Raw genomic sequence first — 17,671 nt, forward strand, 5'->3', positions numbered from 1 at the left:
GAAAATTAATAAACTTCTCCCAAGCCAAGCCCGTCACCTATCTCTTTGAGTTCCTTCATTAACGAGGCATCCAATTGCTTCGTACCTATCTGCAACACGAAACCGCCGATAATTGTCGAATCGATCTTGTAGGCAAATTCGATCTTCATGGAAGCGTAACGGCGCTTCACGAAATCCTCTATCCGTTCCATCGTTCCTTTCGGCAACTCTGCCGCCGTGGTTATCTTTACCCGGACAATGCCGTAGGCTTCCCGGTAGAGTTTTTGGAACATCAAACAAATCTGCCTCACGTACATCTCCCGGTGATTCCTTATCAATAAACGAATCCCTTTGATATAGGCTTCTCCCGGCTCGATACCGATAGCCGTGGAAAGAAGCATTTCCTTATCCTCGGGTGATAATAACGGATTCAACAAAGCTTTTTGCAAATCGGGATGCGCGATGTAGTTTGCCTCAAACAATTTCATCTTCTCGTAAACCAAATCGGCAGCACCCAGTTCTTGCGAGTATCGAAGCAAAGCCTTCGCGTATCTACGAGCAATCAATCCTTCGTCCATATCTTCCTCCTTTACTCTTTATTTTCAAGCTCGTTCAACAACTTGCTTATAATCTCTTCCTGAGATTTATCGGAAGTCAAGTCTTTCCGCATCACCTTCTCCGCAATCTGCAAAGACAATGATGCCACTTGTACCCGCAATTGCCGTTCTGCTTCCCGTTTTGCTTGCTCTATCGATAAATTGGCAGCCACCCTCACCCGTTGCGCCTCGTTCTCCGCTGACTTGCGTGCATCCGCTATCATCTCCCGTTTCAGTCGTTCGGTCTGCTGCAACACGTCCAGCTGTTGCTTGTGGGCTTCCGCCAGCAACGCCTTGGCGTCCATTTGCGCCTTTTCCCGGTCTTTCTTCGCTTCCTGGGCATAAACCACACCTTTATCGATAAAGTCCGCCCTCTCGTCCAACATACGGACAATGGCAGGCCAGGCGTATTTTGCCAGGATGCCGAAAAGAATCAAAAAGACGACCAGCATCCAAAACACTAATCCGAGTTCCGGTGTAAACAATGACATAGCTTCTTTTTATACAAACAATGCTAACAAACAAACGATTATCGCGAAAAGGGCAACACCCTCTATCAATGCGGCAATCACGATCATATTCGTTCTGATATTATTCGTTTCCTCCGGCTGACGGGCAATGGAATCCATCGCAGAGGAACCGATCTTACCGATGCCGATACCAGCACCAATGGCTGCTAAACCTGCTCCGACACAAGCACCTATCTTTGCCAGACTCATCCCGGCTGCCGCAACTTCCAATAAAATTAAACTTTCCATAACCTTACTTATTTTAGATTTATTGATTTTATTAATTCTGTGATTGAGAATCACTCAATCGTTTCACTCTTGCCAACCCGATAAATATCGTGGAGAGCAACATAAACACGTATGCCTGAATAAAACCGATCAGCACGTGAATCAAGTTCATGAACACGGCGAACAGTACCGAAAATATCGTCGTCACTCCCACCACGACCTGTCCCATCGCACTAAATATGAAGATCAGCGAAATCAGTACCAGAACGATCAAGTGTCCTCCCAGCATATTCGCGAAAAGACGAACCATTAGGGCAACAGGTTTCGTGAACACCCCGAAGATCTCGATAATCGGCAACAGGGGCACCGGGCATTTCAACGCAACCGGCACGTCCGGCCAGAATATCTCTTTCCAGTATTCCTTCGTCCCCGAAACATTGACCACGACAAAAGTACAAACCGCCAGCACGAGCGTGATAGACATATTTCCCATCACGTTCGCCCCTCCCGGGAAGAAAGCGACCAAGCCCATCAAGTTGGAAATGAAAATGAAGAAAAACAACGTCAGCAAGTAGGGAGCGTATTTCCTCGCTTCTTTCCCCAACACGCTCACGATAACTTCCTTGTACAACATTTCCACGACCATTTCCACGCTTCCGACGCCTTTTCTCGGGGCTTTATACTTGTTCTTCCGGTAAAAACGCACCAGAGAAAAAACGATCAACAACGTGATCAAGGCACTAATCATGATCGAGAACACGTTCTTCGTGATCGAGAAGTCATACGGGCGATACTCGTTCCCCGCGGCATCCGTGCCGACCACTTTCCCCTCGTGATTCCCGCCACGGGCAATATAGAACCCCTCGTAGACCTTCCCGTCCTTCAGGCGGCGGGAACTGAACACGTGCCAACTTCCGTCCTCTCCCCCCACGATCACGGGCAGTGGAAGGGTTACCCGTCCCACGATCTTCCAACCGTACTCGTCACCCAGATGCTCGAAAATGGTTTCTTTCGGGTTAAACGCCTGTGCCTCTTCCTCCACCTCCTGTCCCAGCGAATCTACCCGCGTAACAATATTATCCTGTGCCAAAAGCATCGATGCCCCTGCCAGCAGAAAGAATATCGTCAATATATGTCTTGCATAACTTTTCATTCGTGTATCAATTTATACATACCACCACGTTGTTGTCCCGAACCTCCACGACTCCCCCTTTTATATCGATGCTTTTCTCCCCGTTCGTTCCCCGGTAAATCAATTTCCCTACCGTCAACGTGGATACCAGCGGAGCATGATGATCCAGTATCGTGAACTGTCCCACCGTACCGGGCAATTTCACCATTTGCACCTCACCTTTATAAAGCACTTTTTCCGGAGATACTATTCTTAAAACCATCTTTACAATTTTAGATTTTAAATGATTCCAACCGCACTAGCCAACGCTTATTTTGTGATTCAATGATTTCCGATTCTGTGATTATAAATCACCTAATCCATTAATCGGCAATCACTAAATTGTTTTCGCTTTCTCCATCATCTCCTTGCCTTTCTTGATCACGTCGTCGATTGTTCCGGCGTTCATGAAGGCTTGCTCGGGATACTCGTCCATATCGCCATCCAGAATCATCTTGAAACCGCGTATTGTTTCTTCCAGCGGCACCATGACTCCCGGGATACCCGTGAATTGTTCCGCCACGTGGAAAGGTTGCGACAAGAAACGCTGTGCCCTTCTCGCACGAGCCACGACGATCTTATCCGAATCCGACAACTCGTCCACTCCCAAAATAGCGATAATATCCTGCAACTCGTTGTAATGTTGCAACAACTCGATCACCCGCTGTGCCGTCTGGTAATGTTCCTCGCCGACAATCGCCGGGTCGAGGATACGGGAACTCGATTCCAACGGGTCTACCGCCGGGTAAATACCCAATTCCGTGATCTTACGGCTCAACACTGTCGTGGCATCCAAGAAACTGAACGTCGTGGCTGGCGCCGGGTCGGTCAAGTCGTCCGCCGGCACGTATATTGCCTGAATAGACGTGATTGACCCGTTCTTGGTGGAGGTGATACGTTCCTGCAATTTACCCATCTCCGAGGCAAGCGTGGGCTGATACCCTACCGCCGAAGGCATACGTCCCAACAAAGCCGATACTTCCGAACCCGCTTGTGTGAAACGGAATATATTGTCAATAAAGAACAAAATCTCCTTTCCCCCCTCGTTGGAGTCGCGGAACATTTCCGCCACGGTCAATCCCGACAAAGCAACCCGCAGACGTGCACCGGGAGGTTCGTTCATCTGCCCGAACACGAGCGTAGCCTGCGATTGGCTAACTTTTTCCATGTCCACGCTTTCCAGATCCCATTCCCCGTTCGCCATTTTCTCCCGGAATTTATCGCCGTAGTTGATTACCCCCGACTCAATCATCTCCCGCAAAAGGTCGTTTCCTTCACGGGTACGTTCACCGACTCCGGCAAAAACGGAATACCCGTTATGTCCCTTGGCGATATTATTAATCATCTCCATGATTAGCACGGTTTTACCTACTCCAGCACCACCGAACAAACCGATCTTTCCTCCTTTGGAATAAGGCTCCAACAGGTCGATCACCTTGATACCCGTGAGCAACAATTCCTCCTGAATAGACAAATCCTCGAACTTCGGGGCTTCCCGGTGAATGGAAAGCGTATCCTTGTATTCCAGCGGCGCCAGATAATCGATGGCACTACCCGTCACGTTCAACAGGCGTCCCTTGATCTGGTCGCCCGTCGGCATGGTTAACGTTCGTCCCAGGTCAATTACCTTCATCCCGCGGTACAACCCGTCGGTTGTATCCATTGCCACGCAGCGCACGGTGTCTTCCCCCACGTGCTGCTCCACCTCGACGATCAATTTCGTCCCGTTATCCCTCTCGATTTCCAAAGCCTCGTAAATTGGCGGCAAATCTCCCCCGTCATTTTCGAAGATTACGTCCACAACAGGACCAATCACTTGCGTCACGTACCCGACATTCTGTGTCATAATATAGATTTTAAAACGTTCTTTAAATGCTTGCTTTTAACTTTAACGTATCTTCACCGGGAATGGTTTTCCTTCCATCGAATTTTCTGCTCTTTTTTACACGTTTTTTTTATCACGTGCACGATAATTATATCCCGGCAATACTGTTAAATCACTAGACGATCAATCCAATGGATGTAAGAACCCTGGACGTGTTTCTTAAATAAATAGTCTCGGAATTTCTCCAACCGGATCACGTGGAGAGATTTCAATACCGAATCCTGATATGAGAACGACTTCAAGAAACCAACTTTTTTCTCCTTATCCGTACTCGTGTCACCCGACAGATCTATTTGACCGGGAAGGATGAACGAACTACTAATGAAATCGTAAGCCTTGGTCAGATCGCCGAGGGTAAATCTCCCGTTCAAACGGACAGGAACCGGACATTCCGCCGTGGCATCCACGTCCTGTGCCAACGTCACTTCTCCGGACATCACCCGACTCCCGAAGCAAAACGTTATAACAACGACCGACAATATTTTTAGCCACAACTTCATTTTCCGTTTCTCTTATTGTTTCGTGAGCAATAGTGCAATTTCCATACCAAAACATTTCATTTGAAGAACTATTTCTGAACAATTGAAAGTTGAAAATTGCTTAAAGTTTGATGCTTTCCAGCGCCTTCAAGGCAATCTCGTCTTTGGCGTCCAATGTTAACACTTTGGAGAAGAACTCCTTTGCTTCCCCGTATTCAGCCTTTGCCGGATCCGGATTGCCGTTATTCTTCGTGGTGATGCCATCGGCAATGACGTAATGGTAGTAACCCAGGTATTTATAACTTTCTATCAATTCCCTTTTGTAACGTTCCGGGTTGTTCAAAGCGATCTCCACCACTTTCTCGTAATAAGGTTTCGCCAAACCCTCCACGGTTTCCGGGTCGAGCATTGAATTCACACGGGCACGCCATAAGTATCCCACGTAGCTGCCCGGTACTTTTTCGCTCAACGAGGCAAACAGGCTATCGGCTTTCACCAACTCCGCCTGTTGTTCGACGGCTACCGTGTCCCGGCAAGCCATGTTGTAATAACATCTCCCCAGTTTCAACAAATCCTCCGCCGAGGCTTCTTTCACGAAATCGATATACCGGTTGTAGTACACGACAGCCGAATCCAACTGGTTGGTCTTCACGAAAATATCAGCAATCTCCTTGTTTAACTCCTGATGTTTGTCATCAGCCAGTAAAGCCTTCGCGTAATACACTTGTGCATCTTCATAATTCTTGTTCGCAGCAAGTTGTTCGGCATAACATAAAAAATCCTGGTAAATCTGGTGATCTTCCGGAGTCGATTCGATAAAATGACGGATAGCCTCCAAGCACTTCTCCCCGTCCTCCCGTTTTGCCAGACAATAAGCATACAGACGTTTGGCGACCAGATTGTCCGGTCGTTCTTTCAACACTTGCTCCAACACCGGCAGCATCTCCGAGTATTGTTTGTCAAAATACAGGATTCCGGCATACCGCAACAAATTCTCGGTATCGTAATAACCGGAACGAATAAACTTCGTGTAATTCTCTGCCGCGGCTTTACTATTTCCCGACATCTCGTGCAATTCCCCCAACGAACTGTAAACACCACAGAAATCAGGCGATATTTCGCACACCTTGTTCAACTTTTCGAGGGAAAGTGAACGATTGGTAGACATATAGAGCCGTGCCTGCTTCAAGTATGCGCCCAAACAATTCGGGGAAAAATAAACCGCCATCTCGTATTTGGCACAAGCATCACCCGTGCGCCCCTGCATTTCCAACACATCCCCCTCCACGAGATAAGGCAAACCGCTCTTGTCGTCCAATTCCTTCGCCCGGTTCAGATACTCCATCGTTTTCGCGACATCCCCCTCGTGCAGGTAAGCCCGGGCTATAGCGACTTGCAAAGTGGCATCTTTCTTGTATCCTTTCGTCCCGAGCGCCTCTTTAAACAAGGATTCCGCACCCGAGGGATCGTTTTTCAGTTTCAATCCCCCCTGCCCTATTCGGTTGTAAGGATAATCCGGTTGTACCGCCACGCCTTTGTCATAATAGAAACGGGCAGAATCTCTTTGTCCCAGTGTCAGGTAACATTCACCCAGGTAATAATACGCCTCCGCCCGTGCCGACGGGTCGGTCAGTGCCGGCAAATTATTCAGGAAAAATATCTTCGCAGAACCCATCATTCCCGACTCGTAGAAATCTATCCCGACCCGGTTGTCCGCCGCTTTTGCGCTCACGGAAAAGAGCGAGAAGAAGAATCCGTATAATATCCATTTCGTTTTCATCGTTTTCAAGTTTTAAGTTAGATTTGGTCTCTCACGTTCACGATATTCACGGGCATCGTGGCGGGCAACAATCCCGTTTTCAAGATGATACGTTGCCCCCGCGAACCGGTAAAGAAGGACGTCAACCCCGAGGGCAACACGCTCCGGGGATCGTTCAAGAGAATATAAATATCCCGGCGTAAGGGGTATTGTCCCGTGTAAAGGTAATACTGGTAAGGTTGGTAGCTGTTCCCGTAGGTCGGGCGGTCGGCACGGCTGACACGGGCTACCTGTACCTCCCGGAGAAAATCCCGGCAAAGCGAGTCCCTCTCGTCGCTGATCCAATTTACCCCGATTACCCCCAAGGCTCCCGGCGTGTGTGCCACGTAGTCGATCACCTTCCGGTTAGTCCCGGCGGCGTGGCAACGATCAGACAATTTCTCTTGCCCGCAGATCGAGTCGATCACGTAACGCACGGTACTCGAATTAGGATGGTCGAACACGACCTGTATCTCTCCCGCGCGGGAAGCCGGGGTAAGTTCATCCCAACGGGTGATCTTCCCGGAAAACACTTTCCGCAAGGTACTCACGTTAAATATCGAATCGGCATTTTGCCTGTTGACAATCAAGGCAATCCCGTCCGTGGCTACTTTCACCGACTCCGGAAAAAACTTTCTACTATGGAATGACTCTAATTCGTTTTCCGTCAAAGGTCGTGTTGCCAACACCCACCGCACGCTGTCGCGCAACAATAGGTTAATCGCCTCCACCTCGCTCATGTAGAGCGGAATGACACCTGCCTGGTTGTATTGTGCCTCGAAAACGTTAATGCTTTCCTCCGCCAGCGGGGACAACGTTTCGTCGACAGCAACCCGGATAACCCCGCTAAACAGGGTATCCTGGACTCCCGATGTTTTCCCTTTACAAGCCACAAGGGACATCAGGCACAACAGCCAAAAACCGATTCGAATATTCATGATCGTTATTATTTAAGTTACCAGTCTTCAAATATGCCTTCGGCAGATACCGATTCCGGATGATAACATCCCTTCACCTCACCCTGCCGAAGGCTCTCCCGACTGCAACATTCCTACTTTTGTAATTTAAAGGAAATAGGTAACGTGAACCGAACGGATACCGCCTCGCCCCGCTGTCTTCCGGGTATCCATTTCTTCATCGCTTTGACAACCCGGATCGCCTCCTTGTCTAAAGACGGGTCCACGGAACGAAGTACCAGCACGTCGCGTACCGCACCGTCACGCCCGATGACAAATTGCACAATGACCTTTCCCTCTACATTCATTTCCTGTGCGATAGACGGGTAGTGTATCTCTTTACCTATCCATTTCATCAGGGCTGCCATACCACCGGGATATTCCGGGGCTTGTTCCACGACCTGAAATACCTCGTCGTCGCTCGCCACGATCAACTTGTGATCTTCCAAGTCGGCAATGTCCTGCCCGTTATCCTCGTCGTTTCCTTTCACGTCAGCCACGGAAATAGCCGCTTTCGCTTGGTTCACTTCCTCCTGCGTCTTCATCTCGTCCGCCTCGTTCACCTCCTCGTCCTTTTTAATTACAGGGGCTGTAAATTTGATCGTCGTCTTCAAGGTAGGGGGAGGCGGCACGTTCACCGCCACGATCTTGTTCTCTTCCTTCACCTCCGGCAATTCCATTTTTATATTGGAAAGCTCGGTCACCGTTACCATTTTCTCCTGTGCCTTCACCGGGGTCAGGAATCGGATAAAGGCAGGAAGCACCATCGCCAGCACGATACAGCCTATAATCACGATATAGGCTACCAGGTGGCGCCGGGAGGACTGCTTACGGAGTTCGTAAGCGCCATAGTCCTTGTTCTTCCCGGCAAACACCAGTTCGCACCACTCCATCGAATTTATATGAATATCTTTTGCCATAACCTACTGTTTTAACTCCCGGTACTCGACAACTTCTTTCAGATCGTCGGCGTACCCGTCATGTGTTTTATCCTGTAACAGGCGCAAGTCGCCCGGCGTGATGTCCATGATGGCGTAACGTCCGATATTGCATATCTGCATCTCGTCGAGCACGTCTATCAGGTTCTTGTAATTAGAGAAATCCGTTGCCTTGATCAATACCACGGGCGAATCCTTGTCCTTCCGGACTTCCGCCGCCTCCGTCATGTACTCGTCGTTCGTGATCTCCAGGTTTGCTTTCTTCTGTTTCAGTTCCCGGATTTTCTGCATCACCATCTGGTTGCGTCCCAATAGTATCGCACGCAGACCGTTCGGGGAAAAGTCCGTTTCCTGTATCATATCGGGGTTCTCGTAATCCGGTTCACCCATGTAGTAATACACTTTTCCCTCTTTTCCCAGCAAGACGGTCATCGCCTTGGAAGCCTTCACCTTGTTCTGCTCCTGCTCGTTCAGCAAATCCTTCCTCGGCATACTGATTTCCATCGTCTGGGGCTTACTCATGGAAGTACAGAGCATGAAGAAAGTAATCAGCAACATATTCATATCCACCATCGGCGTGAAGTCCACCCGGATACTGAATTTTTTCTGCTTGCCTTTCTTGCGTTCCCCGCTTCCGTTTTGTTCTATCTCTGCCATAATATTCGTTTCAAGTTTTAACCTGTAACTTTCGTCACACTTGGGGCATATTGCGCAGGGAGGTAATCAGGTTGTACCTGTTCTCCCGTAAATCCTGCAATGTTGCCATGATATCCTTAATCAACGGGTAGGGCGTGTTCTGGTCTGCCTTGATCGCGATCACCAGCTCTTTGTTCACCTCGCGGGCAAACTGCATCCACGACCGGAACTGGTTGTTCGTGCTATCGCAAGGAATCCCGTAATTCATCACTACCTTGTCCTGATCTTCGGGGGACAACGCAAGGAATTGTTTCATCCCTTGAATCGGTACCCCGAAAGAATTGCACAGGCTGAACTTTTTCAACTCCTCGTTGGTAAATTCAATCTGGTAGTTCTCGCCCATCTTTTTCAATACTTCCATTCTGTCCTGCGGCTTATCCAAGCTCATAAACACTTTCCCGGACGGTTCGACCAATATCGACACGATATTGTTGTCGGGAATCTTGATATCCGAAACCGACTGCGGCGGGTTCACCTTCACCGGCTCCTTCTGGATAAACGTCGAGGTCAGCATGAAGAACGTCAACAACAGCACCGTCACGTCGCTCATGGCAGTCATGTCGATAAATGTCGATTTCTTCTTTATTTTCTGGCTCATGACTCGAGTATTTACGGTTTCAAGCTACTTTTTCACAGAGAATGTTTGCACGATGTAAGCACCGATTTCGTCGATACTGTGCGTGATGCCGTCAATCTTGCTCGTGAAGAAATTGTAAGCGATAACGGCACAGGCTCCGGTGGCGATACCGAACGCCGTGTTCACCAGCGCCTCCGAAATACCGGTAGACAAGGCGATAGAGTCCGTCCCCCCGGCGGAAGAAAGTGCCGCGAACGATTTGATCATACCGATCACCGTCCCGAGCAATCCCATCAACGTCCCGAGCGTGGTGATCGTCGCGATCACGCCTAGGTTCTGTTCCATAGTAGGCAATTCCAACATGGTCGCCTCCTCGAGGTCTTTCCGTACAGCCAGCTGCTTTTCTTCTTTTGTCAAGGTATCACAAGTATCTACCTGAGTATAAGTCGAGAGCGACGCCTTAATAACGTTTGCCACGGTTCCTTTCTGCTCGTCACATGATTGGCGGGCAGCCTCGATGTCCCCGTGCTCCAACTGATCTTTGACCGTGGTCACGAATTGTTGCAGGTTCTTCTTCCCCTTTGCCTTACGCAGGGCGATCAAACGTTCCACGCTCAGGGTCAACACGGTAAACAATAACGTTTGTATAATAGGTACGATCACACCACCTTTATATATCGTACCCAACAGGTTTCCCGGTAGCGGGTGATTGTTCGGGTCATTATTAATGAAGTTAGCCGGGTTGCCGTACACGAAATGATAAATAATCATCGCCAGGATAAAACACAAGATGATGATCGGAAATGCAGAAATACCAAAATTTCTCTTTGTTCCTTTTGTAGATGTTGCAGTCTTTTTCATAACAAATTTATTTTGAATTTTTATAACGCGGAATATAAAGCCAAGAATACTAACCCGAAGACAACAAGCATGATAGCTATCGGGTATACTGTCTGAAACAATGCTGATTTTGTCACTTTACTCATTTTTGTATTTGTAGTTTCCATAGGTCTATTTCTTTTAAATTGTTGTATTAAAAATAAGGATGCAAAATACCTGTCCGTATCCCGACACGAATACCGATTTCATGATAAGCACCTGTAAAACAGAGTGTAGCATCCCCCTTTATCATTTTATACAGGCATACGAAACACCTGTACCATAATGACATGGCACGGACAGACTAAACCTATGTATGGCTAAATGACTATTTTACACAAGTCGAACAGGTAGAACCCCTGTATATGACGAATACCTAATAACTCGGAAAAACTCTCGATGGAATGTTCTTCCCGGATACTGTACTCCGACTTGTGATTCGCGAGTTGCATTTTACGATAGAGAGAAAAAGTGATTTGTTGCTCCCGACTTTTCGCGGTGGAAATTTCTTGGCTGGAAAGAACCCGTGACCGTTCCACCGCCCAATGTTTATCGGTAGTAGAAGTTGCCACTTGGGAAGTGCCGGATTGTTCCGTGTTTTGAGCCGGGGATTCGGGTTTAGTTCCCTTGGAATCTGTGTCTCCAAAGGCGTTTACCCCGATTGTTAAAAGCAAGAGTAACAGTGAAAAATATCGAAATACTGTTCTTTTCATTTCTCTCTTTTAGTATCCCAAAGATAACTATTTATTTTATCTCTGCAAATTTTTTTAGCTTAATATTAAGGTTAAATTACTTAAAATTCAGCCTTTTGATTTCTTATACGAGAAAGCCTGTTATGTTTGTTTCACACTTTCCAACTTTTCATCTTACAAATTTTCCTTTCCGGTTTATGCCACACCATCTTACAATCTTCACGAACGACTCCGATTTATAAACTAAATTCATATCTTTGCACCCGTTTAAAAACAAAGGCATGAGAATAAGTTCATTGTATTATAGGGACAACGTCCGGATCGCTTTCCCGATTATGCTTTCGCTGGCGGGACAGGCGGTGGTGCAGATGGCAGACAACATCATGGTCGGGCAACTCGGGGCTCCCGAGCTGGCAGCGGTGTCGCTTGCCGGGGCGATCATCATGAACACGATGGTGATCGGCATGGGAATTGCCACGGGACTGACTCCCCTCGTGGGACAAGCCCACGCGCAGGACGACCACGAGCGGGTGGCGGGATTTTTCCAGAACTCCCTCTTGCTGAACTCCGCGGTTGCCCTCCTGCTCACGTCTTTTCTTTTTATACTCATGCCTTACCTGTCGATGATGGGACAACCCGAGGAAGTGGTGGCGTTAAGCAAGGGATACTACGTGCTGACCTCCCTCTCCCTTATCCCTTTTATTCTTTTCATGACTTTCAAGCAATACATGGAAGGCATCGGCAACACGAAAGCAGCTATGGTCATCACGATCTCGTGCAACGTCATGAATATTATCCTGAACTACATATTTATATACGGTAAATTCGGGGCTCCCGTCCTTGGCGTGGCTGGTGCGGGATTGGCAACCCTTATATCGAGGCTCATGATGCCCGTCGCGTTCTTTCTTTACATCCGCCGTTCCGGGGTATACTCCACCGTGTTCCGGTTTTTCCGGCGGACGAACACCAGCGGTCGCAAGACCCGCCAGCTCCTGCAAGTGGGTTATCCCATCGCCGGGCAAATGGTGGTCGAATACCTTTCCCTCAGCCTCATCACCGTCATGATGGGTTGGTTGGGTACGGTGGCACTTGCCGCCAACCAGATCGTGCAATCCATGATCAGCCTCACGTTCATGATATCCAGCGGTATTGCCGGGGCTTCCACGATACTCGTCAGCCACGAGTACGGGCGTCATAACTTCGCCCGAATGCGTCGTTATGCCCATGCCGCCCTGCGTCTTGCCATGGTCTTCATGGCGGGAGCCGCCGCCGTCTACGCCCTTTTCGGCGCACAAATCGCTTCCGTCTTCACGCCCGACCGGGAGGTGGTCGAGGTTGCCCGCCAACTGTTCTTCGTCGTTGCCGTGTTCGAAATATTCGATGGGCTACAAGTCACCGCCCTCGGCGCCTTGCGGGGAATCACCGACGTGAAGCACCCGATGGTGTATGCCTTCATTTCCTACGTTTTTGTCGCCGTACCCCTCGGTTACATCACCGGCATCCTGCTCGGCTTCGGGGCTTCCGGGTTACTTTCCGGATTCTGTGGCGGGTTAATGTTCGCCGCCACGCTCTTTATCCGCCGATTCAACAAGAGTTGCCGTCAAATGATGTCCCGTTAAGATTTTTTTATACTTTCAAGGCAACATTATTGTTTAAATGACGAATAAAATGTAACTTGCATCGTATAAATTACATAAATAATACTAAGACTTATATACTATACATCATGAAGATAGAGACTTATAAAACACCGGAAGAAGCGTTGCGTGCGACCAGCGAAGCACTCGCCTCGGTGATAAAAAAGAGCAAGTCGAAGCCGTTCCACTTGGCATTGTCCGGGGGAACAACCGCGCAAGCGTTGTTCAAATTGTGGGCGGAAGAATACAAGGAACTTATCCCGTGGAACAATCTCCGATTCTACTGGGTTGACGAACGTTGCGTGTCGCCGGATGACGACGAAAGTAATTACAAGCACGCCGACCAGTTGTTATTCACCCCGTTGGCAATCCCCTCCAACCATATCCACCGGATCTGGGGAGAACAGGAACCCAAGGTAGAGGCAGAACGCTATTCCGAGATGGTGAAATGGGAACTTCCCGGCTATTCCAGCACTCCCCGCTTCGATTGTGTTATCCTCGGCGTGGGAACAGACGGGCACGTGGCATCCATATTCCCCAATGACATAAACCTACTTACTGACCGTCGCGTATATGCCGTGTCACAACATCCTATCACAGGACAACAACGCATCACCATGACGGGTCCCGTTATCCTGAAAAGTTCCGCTATCTTGATTCCCGTGATCGGTAAAGAAAAGCAAGAAATCATGGAGCAAATCGCCCACAAGGCAAAAGAATACCCCGCATCCTACATCCTCGCTCATTCGCCTGCAGCAATGGTATTCACGGACAGGGAAGTAAACTAAAAGTTAAAGCATTCAGCGATTGCCGATTAAATCTAAAATTTACAAGGATAAAAAATAAACGGTAGCTCAAAAGCTACCGTTTATTTTTTATCCTTGTAAAGACTTTCTTAAAATCTTCTTTCTCTGTCTCTATCAAAACTACGTCCGCCGCCGTTTCCGCTACGACGATCGCGTCCGCCGCCACCGCCACGGTTGAAACCACCGCCACGATTCCCGGCAGGTCTATCGGTTCTCGGTTTAGCCACGTTCACGCTGATTACCTTGCCGTCATATTCAGCTTGGTTCAACTCGTCGATAGCTTTTTGTCCTTGTTCGTTTTCGGGCATTTCCACGAAACCAAAACCTCTTGAACGTCCGGTTTCTCTGTCCATGATAACTTTTGCTGAAGAAACTTCACCGTATTCTTCAAATAATTCTTTTAAGTCCGCGTCAGTCACGTCGTAACTTAGATTTGAAATGTAAATGTTCATTAATACAAACTTTAAAATAATTAATAACTGCTTTGAGGTTGAATATTGCCTAATGAAAGTCTGCTTAACGATACATTTAAAACACGATGAAAGGCAAACACTCTGTTATCAAATCAAAACTCAAATATCACTGCAAATTTATAACAATAATTCAAACAAACAAATACCGCAGAAAAAATTATTCCACAGTGATAAAACTTTCATTTTCGGCACTTTCTGTCCAAACCATCCCCCTTTTCATCCTCGAATTCGGTCTTGTCAAATTGTTGTTGCGGCATCTGATTTTCGCCTACCCAACTCTTGTCCTGTTTGGATGGAATATTCTTCTCCGCACGGCGATCTTTCTCTTCGTGTTCCTTTCTTTCTTCCTCTTTCTCTTTCATGATTTCTTCATTTTAATTAACAACACCGGTTACCCGAAAAGTAGCCAAGTTGTCATGTAAACGAGAAAAAGGAAAGACAAGTTTCATTTCACAGTGACATTAACACGAGCATTGCTGCCGTTAGCCGCCTGGTAATCGTCCCACCGGACTTTCTGCCGGGCGGTCAGTGTCAATTCCAGCGTCTGCTCCACCGCTTCATCCGAGAACTGGTTGCCGCAAAAAAGCCGGAATTCCTTCCCCAACACCATGCCGGTAGCATCCAGAGCGGCGACATGATTGCCATAACAATACAAAATCATTAACGAGACACACCCGGACAAGTCCATCCCAATGAGACGATCGTTATGGCAATACAATTCTTTTAACGCCGCACATCCTTTCACGTCCAACGACGCGAGAGAAATATTATCATGACACCTCAGGCACTCTAACGCCCGACATCCCGTGACGTCAAGCTCGGAGAGTGAGGTATTATAGCAATACAATCTTTCCAAGGAAGTACACCCGCATACATCCAGCGAAACAAGTGAAGTATTATGATTGCAGTATAACTCTTTCAATGCCTTGCACCCCGAAACATCCAACGAAACGAGAGGGGTATAGTAACAAATCAATTTTTCCAACGATGTAAAATATTTAATACCTTCCAACGACTTGATATTCATCCTACCGACATTAAGCCACGTGACTTTTGCCACCTCTTTCGGGATAATGTACCCCTTCTCGTCAGCATACCCAAAGCTGATGCAATAACGCCGGAACACCGTGTCCGGGATCAGAAAACTCTCTTCTCCGGACATATGCTCCCCGGCACTCGGAAGTAAACCGTCTCTCTCTTTATCCGCCAATGGAACGACGACCCCAGCCGTACTTGTCTTCATACCCGCCAGCAACACCAAGATTCCTATCATTAACACGCACTTCCTTATCATTAGTTCTTTCTTTGTTTTAATTCTTCAATTACTTCCACCACGTCCTCCGAACATAGGGAAAGAGATGTACCCCCCCAAACCGGACGTAAACGTATGAATAATCCATCGTTTATTGCTATCGTCAATAAAAAATGAATATCAAAACAGACAATTTCGTAACTTATTATTTGCTAGGAACAAAAAATAAACATTTATCATTGTCGTTTATCGAAATTATTAATATTTTCGCGTATAAATAAACGATCGTTTATTTATACAAAAATTTCACCAGCATAAAAAACACTATTTCATTAATCTTGAGCATATTATAGAAGGATACCTCCTTCCCGGATGGGAAGGAGGCGCCTGTATCAATCACTTACCGGATAGATACACTTTGAATTGGATGCACGCCTATTGTCGTGAAACACCGCAAAAATATAAATGTAAATATTAGCGATAACCATCGCCTTGAAATCGTATTCCCGAACCAACTTGCCGTCCTCCCCGGCAACAGCCTTGCACAGGGTGCGTGCGTTGAGCTGCACAAACCGGTTCCCGGCGAATTTCCCGCGGGCACGCTCTACTAACCCGACAAGAATGGCGTCGAACACGACCGGCGCCATATGCCCGCATCCCCCGAAACCTTTAATACGCACATCGCATGCCTCCCGATCCTCGTCATTCCTGAACGTGGGTTTCGCCCCCCCCTTCTTGGAACTGATAATTTTTCCGGAAGGACTCATGTGATACTTTTTGTCCCCGATACTCCTACGTATCTCGAACAGGAAATCTGACTTAACTTCTGCCATAACTCATTTTTTAGTTAATAATAATTCTATTCCTCCGTATTAGCTTCGGATGCAAACAATCAAAAAAGGCTTCCATAGGAACATTGCGAATGACGGCCCCTTTATTATATAAAAAAAGCAAAAATTTCCCCCTCACCCCCACAAAATCGTTCCCGTTTTATACTTCATTTACAATTGACCGTTTTTTTGAATTTTAATCGATTTTTTCAGATATCGGCTTTCCCCTTGCCACACGCGGGATACAGCACTACTACGCTTTGCGTTAACCTACTCTTAAATTGCCCGTGAATTGGTCTTAACCCGGCAGAACTGTTTAACGACACGACAACGACACGCTGACGCCTTTTTGCAATAACCGCAACGCTTTCACCTCCCCCCGGACTATCGCCGTCAAAACCGTGAAAAACGGGGGCATAAACGACAGAATTACTTGTCTTTTTGTTTTTTTACCCTGCCAAGAGGGGAATTTTTCACAAAAAAATCTATTATACAATAAAAGAGCATTCTATGATACGAACAGATTTGGACTTGATAAACGTGAAAAACGGGTAAGAATAGGAGGAGCCGAAAACATTCAAAAAAGTAATATCCTAAAAAAAGTAATTAAAAAAGGGCTCCTCCTACCAATTTTTCCAGAATCATCTCCTGTCGCAAGTTATGAATATCGCCCGCGTAATAATCCACCAGACCCGTACAGTACAATTTTCGGGCACCGGCGAGCGCTTCTTTCCCGTAATACCCCGCGAACGAGAGCAGGTTGACTTGAATGCGGCATCCCAACACCTTCAGGCGTTCGCAATGCTTCACCAGGTCGGCTGCATAAAAAGCGTAGCGTTCCGGGTGAGCCATCACGGGCACGTATCCTCGACCAAGCAACCCGAAGATGATCTCATCCGCGTGGATCGAGGGAGCCACGAAACTATGCTCGACAAGTACTTCCCGCCCGGGAGAAGCGATAATCTCGTCCTGCAACAACAATCCCAACATGAACTCGCCCATGCGGTACTCTGCCCCCGCATCCACGGCGAGGCTTATCCCCTCTTGCGCCAATCGTGCCTTCAGCAACATCAGCATACTCTCTATATCCCGACGCCCGTTCATCAACGCCGGATAAGCCACGTGGGGCGTGCAGGTCAGATGCTGCAATCCCAACGCCACCAGCCGCCGGATGACCTGCACGGATTCGTCCATCGACCGCACCCCGTCGTCCAGCCTGGGCAAAAGGTGGGAATGAATATCCCGCCGGTAATCGAATATAAATTTCTCGTGGCGCTTAAAAAATAACAT

21 protein-coding genes are annotated in these 17,671 nt (G+C 47.7%); 2 read left to right on the top strand and 19 right to left on the bottom strand.

Going from position 1 to position 17,671, the window contains the following annotated elements; translation table 11 throughout:
- Nucleotides 1–5 precede the first annotated feature (5 nt).
- The 14 genes from atpH to BN8899_RS19090 all read right to left on the bottom strand — a co-directional run bounded on the left by atpH (nt 6) and on the right by BN8899_RS19090 (nt 11,404).
- Complete coding sequence (gene atpH / locus BN8899_RS19025; protein ID WP_065220539.1) at nt 6–557, bottom strand: ATP synthase F1 subunit delta; 552 nt, start codon at nt 555–557, stop codon at nt 6–8.
- 11 nt (nt 558–568) lie between these two features.
- The gene (atpF, locus tag BN8899_RS19030; RefSeq protein WP_065220540.1) at nt 569–1,066 is read right to left on the bottom strand and encodes a F0F1 ATP synthase subunit B; all 498 of its coding nucleotides are present in this window, start codon (nt 1,064–1,066) and stop codon (nt 569–571) included.
- A 9-nt stretch (nt 1,067–1,075) separates the two neighbouring features.
- Complete coding sequence (gene atpE, locus BN8899_RS19035; protein WP_018335920.1) at nt 1,076–1,333, bottom strand: ATP synthase F0 subunit C; 258 nt, start codon at nt 1,331–1,333, stop codon at nt 1,076–1,078.
- A gap of 31 nt (nt 1,334–1,364) precedes the next feature.
- Nucleotides 1,365–2,465: a F0F1 ATP synthase subunit A gene (gene atpB / locus BN8899_RS19040; protein WP_065220541.1), complete on the bottom strand. Its 1,101-nt coding sequence runs from the start codon at nt 2,463–2,465 to the stop codon at nt 1,365–1,367.
- A 7-nt stretch (nt 2,466–2,472) separates the two neighbouring features.
- Nucleotides 2,473–2,706 (bottom strand): ATP synthase F1 subunit epsilon, encoded by a 234-nt coding sequence (atpC, locus tag BN8899_RS19045; RefSeq protein WP_018335918.1) that lies wholly within the window; start codon nt 2,704–2,706, stop codon nt 2,473–2,475.
- Nucleotides 2,707–2,820: 114 nt separating this feature from the next.
- Complete coding sequence (atpD, locus tag BN8899_RS19050; protein ID WP_018335917.1) at nt 2,821–4,329, bottom strand: F0F1 ATP synthase subunit beta; 1,509 nt, start codon at nt 4,327–4,329, stop codon at nt 2,821–2,823.
- 146 nt (nt 4,330–4,475) lie between these two features.
- The gene (locus tag BN8899_RS19055) at nt 4,476–4,868 is read right to left on the bottom strand and encodes a hypothetical protein (RefSeq protein WP_065220542.1); all 393 of its coding nucleotides are present in this window, start codon (nt 4,866–4,868) and stop codon (nt 4,476–4,478) included.
- Nucleotides 4,869–4,968: 100 nt separating this feature from the next.
- Nucleotides 4,969–6,627 (bottom strand): tetratricopeptide repeat protein, encoded by a 1,659-nt coding sequence (locus BN8899_RS19060; protein ID WP_065220543.1) that lies wholly within the window; start codon nt 6,625–6,627, stop codon nt 4,969–4,971.
- Nucleotides 6,628–6,644: 17 nt separating this feature from the next.
- Nucleotides 6,645–7,583 carry a PstS family phosphate ABC transporter substrate-binding protein gene (locus tag BN8899_RS19065; RefSeq protein ID WP_065220544.1) on the bottom strand — a complete coding sequence of 313 codons (939 nt, stop codon included), beginning with the start codon at nt 7,581–7,583 and terminating at the stop codon, nt 6,645–6,647.
- A 113-nt stretch (nt 7,584–7,696) separates the two neighbouring features.
- Nucleotides 7,697–8,521 carry an energy transducer TonB gene (locus BN8899_RS19070; protein ID WP_018335913.1) on the bottom strand — a complete coding sequence of 275 codons (825 nt, stop codon included), beginning with the start codon at nt 8,519–8,521 and terminating at the stop codon, nt 7,697–7,699.
- Between the two features lie 3 nt (nt 8,522–8,524).
- Nucleotides 8,525–9,196 carry an ExbD/TolR family protein gene (locus BN8899_RS19075; protein WP_065220545.1) on the bottom strand — a complete coding sequence of 224 codons (672 nt, stop codon included), beginning with the start codon at nt 9,194–9,196 and terminating at the stop codon, nt 8,525–8,527.
- 34 nt (nt 9,197–9,230) lie between these two features.
- On the bottom strand, nt 9,231–9,833 hold the full coding sequence (locus BN8899_RS19080) for an ExbD/TolR family protein (protein ID WP_018335911.1): 603 nt from the start codon (nt 9,831–9,833) through the stop codon (nt 9,231–9,233).
- A 24-nt stretch (nt 9,834–9,857) separates the two neighbouring features.
- The gene (locus tag BN8899_RS19085; RefSeq protein ID WP_018335910.1) at nt 9,858–10,673 is read right to left on the bottom strand and encodes a MotA/TolQ/ExbB proton channel family protein; all 816 of its coding nucleotides are present in this window, start codon (nt 10,671–10,673) and stop codon (nt 9,858–9,860) included.
- 338 nt (nt 10,674–11,011) lie between these two features.
- Nucleotides 11,012–11,404 carry a hypothetical protein gene (locus BN8899_RS19090; protein WP_040371206.1) on the bottom strand — a complete coding sequence of 131 codons (393 nt, stop codon included), beginning with the start codon at nt 11,402–11,404 and terminating at the stop codon, nt 11,012–11,014.
- Between the two features lie 260 nt (nt 11,405–11,664).
- Between BN8899_RS19090 and BN8899_RS19095 the strand changes: the two genes are divergently transcribed.
- Both BN8899_RS19095 and pgl read left to right on the top strand, forming a co-directional pair.
- Entirely contained in the window at nt 11,665–13,002 is a 1,338-nt protein-coding gene (locus BN8899_RS19095) for an MATE family efflux transporter (RefSeq protein WP_065220546.1), read from the top strand.
- Between the two features lie 107 nt (nt 13,003–13,109).
- On the top strand, nt 13,110–13,808 hold the full coding sequence (pgl, locus tag BN8899_RS19100) for a 6-phosphogluconolactonase (protein WP_065220547.1): 699 nt from the start codon (nt 13,110–13,112) through the stop codon (nt 13,806–13,808).
- A gap of 107 nt (nt 13,809–13,915) precedes the next feature.
- Here the strand turns inward: pgl and BN8899_RS19105 are convergent, their stop codons facing one another.
- The 5 genes from BN8899_RS19105 to BN8899_RS19125 all read right to left on the bottom strand — a co-directional run bounded on the left by BN8899_RS19105 (nt 13,916) and on the right by BN8899_RS19125 (nt 17,671).
- Nucleotides 13,916–14,278 carry an RNA recognition motif domain-containing protein gene (locus tag BN8899_RS19105; RefSeq protein WP_065220548.1) on the bottom strand — a complete coding sequence of 121 codons (363 nt, stop codon included), beginning with the start codon at nt 14,276–14,278 and terminating at the stop codon, nt 13,916–13,918.
- Between the two features lie 200 nt (nt 14,279–14,478).
- A complete protein-coding gene (locus tag BN8899_RS19110; RefSeq protein WP_018335905.1) occupies nt 14,479–14,661 on the bottom strand; it encodes a hypothetical protein in 183 nt (60 codons plus the stop codon).
- 83 nt (nt 14,662–14,744) lie between these two features.
- Nucleotides 14,745–15,593: a leucine-rich repeat domain-containing protein gene (locus tag BN8899_RS19115; RefSeq protein ID WP_065220549.1), complete on the bottom strand. Its 849-nt coding sequence runs from the start codon at nt 15,591–15,593 to the stop codon at nt 14,745–14,747.
- Between the two features lie 350 nt (nt 15,594–15,943).
- Nucleotides 15,944–16,384, bottom strand: coding sequence for a hypothetical protein (locus BN8899_RS19120; RefSeq protein ID WP_065220550.1), 441 nt, complete (start codon nt 16,382–16,384; stop codon nt 15,944–15,946).
- Between the two features lie 603 nt (nt 16,385–16,987).
- The gene (locus BN8899_RS19125; RefSeq protein ID WP_018335820.1) at nt 16,988–17,671 is read right to left on the bottom strand and encodes a tyrosine-protein phosphatase; all 684 of its coding nucleotides are present in this window, start codon (nt 17,669–17,671) and stop codon (nt 16,988–16,990) included.

This window comes from Butyricimonas sp. Marseille-P2440, from assembly GCF_900091675.1.
In the GTDB taxonomy this organism is placed as follows: Bacteria; Bacteroidota; Bacteroidia; order Bacteroidales; family Marinifilaceae; genus Butyricimonas; species Butyricimonas synergistica.